This is a genomic window from Streptomyces sp. NPDC048196, from assembly GCF_040652715.1.
Lineage (GTDB): Bacteria > Actinomycetota > Actinomycetes > Streptomycetales > Streptomycetaceae > Streptomyces > Streptomyces siderophoricus.
The window spans coordinates 1-7,375 of record NZ_JBEZMM010000105.1 but is presented as its reverse complement, the minus strand read 5'-3'; the positions used below and the strand labels follow the sequence as shown (position 1 = coordinate 7,375).

General features: G+C 73.8%; 5 protein-coding genes and 1 pseudogene. 2 read left to right on the top strand and 4 right to left on the bottom strand.

The window, feature by feature from the left end; translation table 11 throughout:
- Positions 1–212 precede the first annotated feature (212 nt).
- From AB0E02_RS39145 to AB0E02_RS39130, 4 genes and pseudogenes are all read right to left on the bottom strand, one after another.
- A complete protein-coding gene (locus AB0E02_RS39145) occupies positions 213–1,139 on the bottom strand; it encodes an ABC transporter substrate-binding protein (protein ID WP_362149535.1) in 927 nt (308 codons plus the stop codon).
- A 49-nt stretch (positions 1,140–1,188) separates the two neighbouring features.
- The gene (locus AB0E02_RS39140; protein WP_030414348.1) at positions 1,189–1,860 is read right to left on the bottom strand and encodes an ABC transporter permease; all 672 of its coding nucleotides are present in this window, start codon (positions 1,858–1,860) and stop codon (positions 1,189–1,191) included.
- Positions 1,861–1,867: 7 nt separating this feature from the next.
- On the bottom strand, positions 1,868–2,539 hold the full coding sequence (locus tag AB0E02_RS39135; protein ID WP_030816170.1) for an ABC transporter permease: 672 nt from the start codon (positions 2,537–2,539) through the stop codon (positions 1,868–1,870).
- A gap of 296 nt (positions 2,540–2,835) precedes the next feature.
- Positions 2,836–3,942, bottom strand: a pseudogene (locus tag AB0E02_RS39130) (ABC transporter ATP-binding protein); the annotation flags it as partial.
- Positions 3,943–4,137: 195 nt separating this feature from the next.
- Between AB0E02_RS39130 and AB0E02_RS39125 the strand changes: the two are divergent.
- A complete protein-coding gene (locus tag AB0E02_RS39125) occupies positions 4,138–5,634 on the top strand; it encodes an aromatic amino acid ammonia-lyase (RefSeq protein ID WP_362149532.1) in 1,497 nt (498 codons plus the stop codon).
- A 595-nt stretch (positions 5,635–6,229) separates the two neighbouring features.
- Positions 6,230–7,177 (top strand): MurR/RpiR family transcriptional regulator, encoded by a 948-nt coding sequence (locus AB0E02_RS39120; protein ID WP_362149529.1) that lies wholly within the window; start codon positions 6,230–6,232, stop codon positions 7,175–7,177.
- Positions 7,178–7,375: the final 198 nt, after the last annotated feature.

Genomic DNA, 7,375 nt, shown 5'->3' with positions numbered 1-7,375 from the left:
AGCGAGCCCCGCGGCGGGAAAGACGGCTACGTGCGGGGCGCCGCAAAGCGCAACGGCGAGCGAGCCCCGCGGCGGGACAGACGGCTACGTGCGGGGCGCCGCAAAGCGCAACGGCGAGCGAGCCCCGCGGCGGGACAGACGGCTACGTGCGGGGCCCCGCAAAGCGCAACGGTGAGCAACAACCGCGGCGGGACGGCCAGGTACGTGGGAAGTCACCCCAGCTTCCGCTGGGAGAGCCAGGCCGCTGCCACCCGGTCCGGGTCCTGTTTGTCCTTGTCGACCTTGCGGTTGAGTTCCGTGAGGTCGGCGGTGGTCAGTGCGTTGCCGAGGGTTGCCAGCGCCCGGCGCACCTTCGTGTCGGACTTGCGGGCGGCGATCAGCGGGACGATGTGCTGGGCGGGGACCAGGTGCCGGGGGTCGGCCAGCAGCACCCAGCCGTTCTCCTTGATGTCGACGTCGGTGGTGAAGACGTTGGCGACGTCGATGTCGCCGTTCTTCAGGGCGCCCTTGACCAGCGGGCCGGACGAGTCCAGTGCCTTGAACTCCTTGAATTCCACGCCGTACCGGTCCTTGAGGCCGACCAGGCCGACCACCCGCTTCTTCATCTCGGCGGCCGCGCCGAACACCAGCTTGCCGCTGACCTTGCGCAGGTCGTCGAGCGACGTGAGGCCGTAGCGGTCGGCGGTCTCGCGGGTCACGGCGAAGCTGTCGCGGTCCTCGGCGGCCGCGTAGGGGAGTACCTCCAGGCCGTCCGGTACCACCGTGGCCAGCGCGTTCTGCATCGCGCCGGCCTCGGTCTCGGTGGCCTTCTTGTCGAGGTAGAGCAGCAGGCTGCCCTGGTATTCGGGGAGCAGGTCGATGTCGCCGGAGCGCAGCGCCGGAACCACGATCTCGCGGGAGCCGAGGTTGGGCCGGACGGTGGCCTTGACGCCGGCCTTGGACAGTACGCCCGCGTAAAGGTGGCCGAGGATCTGGTTCTCGGTGAAGTTGGCGGTGCCGATGACCAGTCCACCGCTGCTGTTGCCGCTGTCGCCGCCGGCGCCGTTCCCCTTGAGGGAGGTGATGCCGGAGGAACAGGCGGCCAGCAGCGGTGCCGAGGCGCCGGCGAGCAGGGTGGTCAGGGCGGTGCGGCGGTTCATGGCTGGCTCCTGGGGAGGGGCGGGCGTACGGGGCGCGGGGCGTGGCGGTTCAGCGGGCGGTGGCCGGGCGGCCGCGGAACAGCAGCCGGGTCAGCCCGCCCAGGGCCAGGTCGGCGACGACGGCGAGCACGGCGACCAGCACCGCACCGCCGAGCACCTGCACCAGATCGCGCTGGGCCAGGCCGTCGAAGACGTAGCGGCCCAGCCCGCCGAAGCTGACGTAGGCGGCGATGGTGGCGGTGGCCACGACCTGGACGGTCGCCAGCCGGATACCGGTCATGATCAGCGGCAGCGCCAGCGGCACCTCGACCTGCCAGAGGATCTGGCGGCCGCGCAGCCCGACGCCCTTGGCGGCGTCCTTGACCTCCGGGTCGACGGCCGCCATCCCGGCGTACGTGTTGGTGATGATCACTGGTACGGCGAGCGCGACCAGCGAGACGTACACCGGCCACACGCTGAGCCCGCCGGCGAGGAAGACCAGGGTGACCAGGCCGACGGTGGGCAGCGCCCGGCCGAAGGAGGAGAGGTTGACGGCGAGGAAGGCGCCGCGGCCGGTGTGCCCGATGAGCAGCCCGACGGGCAGCGCGATCAGGGCCGCGGCGAGGGTGGCGAGCACCGAGTACTCCAGGTGCTCCAGGACGCGGGTGGCGATGCCGTCGGGGCCCGCCCACTGTGCCGGGCCGGTCAGCCAGGCCGCGAGGTTCTTCAGGAGTTCGAGCATCGGGCCGTCACGCTCGCTTCCACAGCTTGGGGGCGGACCGGGGCGTGCCGCGCCGCCAGGGGGTGCACAGCCGCTGCACGGTCACCAGCAGGGCGTCGGCGGCCAGGGCGAGCAGCAGGGTCAGGGCGACGCCGGCGATGACCGGGGTGGGGAAGTTGCGCTGGAAGCCGTCGGTGAAGAGCTGGCCGAGGCCGCCGTACCCGATGTAACTCGCCACGCTGACGAGGGAGATGGACATCACCGTCGCGACCCGGACGCCCGCCATGATCACCGGGAGGGCGAGCGGCAGCTCGACGGTGAGCAGGGTGCGCAGCGGCCGGGTCCCCATCGCCTTCGACGCCTCGCGCACCCGTTCCGGGACCGCGTCCAGGCCCTCGACGGTGTTCCGTACCAGGACGACCAGGGTGTACGCGGTCAGGCCGGTGATCGCGGTGGTGCGGGTCAGTCCGGTGACCGGCAGCAGCAGGACGAAGAAGGCGAGCGAGGGGATGGTGTAGAGGATGTTGGACGCGCCGAGGACGAAGCCGCGCAGCGGACGGACGCGGTGCGCGAGGACCGCCAGCGGCAGCGCGATCAGCAGGCCGAACAGGACGGCGGGGACGGCGGTGGCGAGGTGGTCCGCGGTGAGGCGGGTCAGTTCGCCGGCGTGATCGGGGAACCAGCCCCATTCGACGGTCATGCGGGGCGCTCCGCGGGGGCGGCGGCCTCGGGCCCGGGGTCGTCGGGCGCGGGGTCGTCAGGACCGGGGGCGCCGGAAGCGTCGGGTGCGGGGGCGTCCGGGCCGGGGCTCTCGCCGGCGGGCTCGCGGGGCTTCTCGGCGGGGGTCCGTGTCTTCTCGGTCTTCTCGCTCCCCTCGGTCCCCTCGGCCTCCTCGGTCCTCTCGGTCTTCTCGGCGGTGGTCCGTGTCTTCTCGGCTCCCTCGGCCCTCTCGGTCCCCTCGGTCCTTCCGGCGGTGGTCCGGCTCGGTGTCGCGGGAGCGGTCGCCCGGGCGGCGTCGGCGTGGCTGCGGCCGGCCCGGTCGTGGATGGCGTCGCGGGAGGTGACGCCGGTCAGGACGCCGTCGGCGGTGACCCGGGCGACCGCCCCGGCCGGTGAGGAGACCGCCTCGTTGAGGGCCGAGAGCAGCGAATCGGTGTCCCGCAGCGGCCGGACCGCGGCCAGCTCCGCCTCGCCGGCCGTACCGCCGGCCGGCAGCGCGTCGGTGTCCAGCCAGCCCAGCGGTTCGCCGCGCGGCGAGGTCACCAGGCGCCAGCGCCCGCCGTCGCGGCCTATCGCGCCGACCGGTTCGTCGGCGCGTATCGCCCGGCCGGGCGCGTGCGGAACGTCGGCGAGGGTGGTGAGCGAGAGCAGCTTCAGACCGCGCTCGGCGCCGAGGAAGTCGGCGACGAAGTCATCGGCGGGGCGGGCCAGCAGTTCGGCGGGCTCGGCGCACTGGACCAGCCGGCCGCCGGTGCGGAACACCGCGATCCGGTCGCCCAGGCGGACCGCCTCGTCGATGTCGTGGGTGACGAAGACGACGGTCTTGCGCAGCTCCTCCTGGAGCCGCAGCAGCTCGTTCTGGAGCTGGGTGCGGACGACCGGGTCGACGGCGCCGAACGGCTCGTCCATCAGCAGCACCGGGGGGTCGGCGGCGAGCGCCCGGGCCACGCCGACGCGCTGCTGCTGGCCGCCGGAGAGCTGGTGCGGATAGCGCTTGCCGGTGTCCGTGGGCAGGCCGACCAGCTCCAGGAGCTCCGCGGCGCGGGACCGGGCCTTGCGGCGGCCCCAGCCGAGCAGCAGCGGGACGGTCGCGATGTTGTCGAGCACCGTACGGTGCGGGAAGAGGCCGGACTGCTGGATGACGTAGCCGATGCCGCGGCGCAGTTCGGCGGCGTCCGCCTCCAGGACGTTGCGGCCGCCGACGCTGATGGTGCCGGCGGTCGGCTCGACCATGCGGTTGACCATCCGCAGGGTCGTCGTCTTGCCGCATCCGGACGATCCGACGAGGACGGTGACGCCGCCCTCGGGGAGGTCGAGGGAGAGATCGTCCACTGCGGTGGTGCCGTTCGGGTACCGCTTGCTGACTGCGTCGAATTTGATCATCCGCTGCCCCTTGCCCGGCCTGCATAGTGTCATGCAGAGTCTTAGGCGTGTGAATAGAAGTCAATGGGTGGGAGTAAACCCTGTGTGACAACGCGGGTTACCCGAGAGTTCTTCCAGCTCTCCGCTCGGCCACCGTACGGAACCAGGTATCGGAATTCGGCCCACAAAGCGCGTTATAAGAGGGAGTTGAGCCCCTTGATTTCCCACATGCTGGACACCGCCCCGCGGTCCGGCAGGCGCATCACCCTCGACGGCACCGCGCTGCGCACCGCCGATGTCGCCGCCCTCGCGGACCGCGCCGCCCGCCCCGCGCCCCCCGACCCCAAGGCCCTCGCCCGCGCCGCGGAATCCTGGGACACCGCACGCCGGCTCGCCGCCACCGGACGCGTCTACGGCCGCAGCACCGGCGTCGGCGCCAACCGCACCGAGGACGTCGAGGCCGCCGACGCCGCCCACGGCCTGCGCCTGCTGCGCAGCCACGCCGGTGCGATCGGCGACCCGCTGCCGGGCCGCGAGGTCCGGGCGATGCTCGCGGTCCGCGCCAACCAGCTGCTCGCCGGCGGGGCCGGCCTCAACCCCACGGTCATCACGGCCCTGATCGCCACCCTGGACGCCGGCGCCCACCCGGTCGTCAACGAACACGGCGCGGTCGGCACCGGCGACCTGGCCGCGCTCGCCCAGACCGGCCTGGCCCTGGCCGGCGAACACCCCTGGCACGGCACCCCCGGCGGCCGCGCCCCCGCCCCCGTCGCCCTCGACAACAACGACGCGCTCGCCCTGATCAGCAGCAACGCCCTCACCCTCGGCCAGTCCGCGCTCGCCCTGGACGCACTGCGCCGGCTGCTGGCCGCGTCGCTGCCGGTCGCCGCGCTCTCCCTGCTCGCGGTCGGCGGCTCCTACGAACCCTTCGCCGAACCGGTCATGCGCGCCCGCCCGCACCCCGGCTCCGCGGCCGCCGCCGCCCGGCTGCGCACCCTCTCCGGCGTGCCGCCGCGGCCCAGCCCGCCGCTGGGCCGCATCCAGGACCCGTACGGCTTCCGCTGCCTCCCCCAGATCCACGGCCCGGCACTGGACGCCGCCGACACCCTGGAATCCGTGCTGACCGTCGAGCTCAACGCCGCCGCCGAGAACCCGCTGATCAGCATCGAGGACCAGGCCGCCTACCACCACGGCAACTTCTACGCCGCCCATGTCGCCCTCGCCCTGGACACCTTCCGGCTGGCCGTCCTGCAGACCGCCCGGCTCTCCACCGCCCGCCTGGCCGCCCTCTCCGAGCCGGACCTCACCCGGCTCCGCCCCTTCCTGGGCGACACCGCGCCCGCCAGCTCCGGCGTCATGATCCTCGAATACGCGGCCGGCGCGGCCCTCGGCGAGATGCGCGCCGTCTCCCACCCGTCCTCCCTCGGCCACGCCGTCCTCTCCCGCGGCGTCGAGGAACAGGCCAGCTTCGCCTCCCTCGGCGCCCGCCAGACGCTGCGCGCCGCCACCTACTACCGCCAGGTCCTCGCCTGCGAACTCGTCGCCGCCGTACGGGCGTTGCGCATGCGCTCACTCGAACCCGAACCCGGCCTGCCCCTCACCACCGCCTACACCCGCGCCACCGAGGCACTCGACCCGCGCATGGAGGACCGCCCACTGACGGACGACGTGGCGGTGGCGGCGGGACTGCTCGACGAATTGGCGGAGGTGTGAACGGCATGAACCCAGCCGTCAGCCTAGGCGCGAAGGCAGGCATGAACCCAGGCACGAACGCAGCCATCAACCCAGCCATGAACCTTGGCACGAACCTAGGCACGAACGCAGCCGGGACGGGACGCCTCGGCGGACCGGCACCCCAGCACGCGGCCGTGCACCCGGCCGGGGGACGGGGCGGCTTCCGGGGCGGGTGTGTGGCCGGTCTGGTGGTGGGCCGGGCGGCGGGTTGGCCCGACGGTGTGCCATGGGGTGGGGGCTTGGCCGGGTATGTGGTCGGCGGTGTGGCGGGTCGGCCTCGGGGTGTGGGGGCTCGCGTCCCTGCGGGCGGTGAGCGGAACGGTCCCGTACAGGCGGACCGTCGGGCGTACCTCGTACGGACGGCCCGGGTGGATGGTCTGCCGCGGGGCGGGTGTGTGGCCGGCCGGCTGGCGGGCCGGCCCCGGCATGCGGGGGCCCGTGTCCCGGCGGACGGTGACCGGAACGACCCCGTACGGGCGGACCGTCAGGCGTACCGCGCGCCGTCCCGAGCCAGGAATTCCGTACAGTCGGTCGACACAGGACAAGGCCCACACCGGGCCGGGAAGAAGAGGCGATGAGCGGGGACGGGGACAACGGCCGCGGTACCGGCGGCGCGCCGGAGGAGCAGGCCGCGGAGGCCCGGGCCGAGGAGGCACCGGACGCGACGGCCGGCCGTGTCACGCACGCGGACACCGGCACCGCCGCCCGCCTCCAGAAGCTCTTCGAGGGCCACCGGCTGACGCCCACCCAGCGCCGGATCGCGCACTGCATGGTGCGGCGGGCCGCCGACGCGCCCTTCCTCTCCAGCGTCGAACTGGCCGAACTGGCCGGCGTCAGCCAGCCGTCCGTCACCCGCTTCGCGGTGGCGCTCGGCTTCGACGGCTACCCGGCGCTCCGCCGCCACCTGCGCGAGGTCGCGCCCGCGGAGAAGACCGGCGACGACGGCACTGCCAACGAGTACCAGCAGGCGGTCCAGGCGGAGATCGACAACCTCCGGCACCTGGCCGCCGCGCTGGCCGACCCGTCGCCGGTGATCGAGGCCGGCCGCCTCTTCGCCGCCTCCCGGCCGCTGCCCGTCCTCGGCCTGCGCGCCGCCACCGCCCAGGCCGCCGGGTTCACGTACTTCGCCCGCAAGGTTCACCCCGACGTCCGGCTGCTGGACGAGGGCGGCACGATGCTCCCCGACCGGATCGACGCCGCGGTGCGGGCCGGCGCCACCACCTTGCTGTGCTTCGCGCTGCCCCGGCATCCCCGCGAGGTCGTCGAGGCCCTCGCCTACGCCCAGGACGCCGGGCTGACCGTGGTGACCGTCGCCGACAGTGCCTTCGCGCCGGTCGCCCGCCACACCGACCTGCTGCTGCCCGCCGCGGTCGGCACCGGCCTGGCCTTCGACACCGCCTGCGCCCCCATGCTCCTGGGCCGCGTCCTCCTGGAGGCGATGTGCGACGCGCTGCCCGAAGCGCAGGCGCGCCTCGAAGAATTCGACGCGCGGGCCGCGGCGCGGGGCCTGTTCGTGGAATAGCCGCACGTACCTGTCTGGCCCGCCGTCGGGGTTGCTCATCGTTGCGCTTTGCGGCGCCCCGCACGTAGCTGTCTGCTGCGCCGCGGGTGTTGTTCGCCGTTGCGCCTGCGGCGGGCTGGGTGGGTGTCGGGTGCGGTGACGGACCTGCGGGGCCGGTGTTTGGGACTGCTGTCGCTTTACGTCCCAAACACCGGCCCC

Excerpts from the sequence above, each read along its gene's own strand:
- AB0E02_RS39140 (WP_030414348.1), bottom strand. The coding sequence starts at position 1,860 with ATGCTCGAACTCCTGAAGAACCTCGCGGCCTGGCTGACCGGCCCGGCA.
- AB0E02_RS39135 (WP_030816170.1), bottom strand. The coding sequence starts at position 2,539 with ATGACCGTCGAATGGGGCTGGTTCCCCGATCACGCCGGCGAACTGACC.
- AB0E02_RS39145 (WP_362149535.1), bottom strand. The coding sequence starts at position 1,139 with ATGAACCGCCGCACCGCCCTGACCACCCTGCTCGCCGGCGCCTCGGCA.
- AB0E02_RS39120 (WP_362149529.1), top strand. The coding sequence starts at position 6,230 with ATGAGCGGGGACGGGGACAACGGCCGCGGTACCGGCGGCGCGCCGGAG.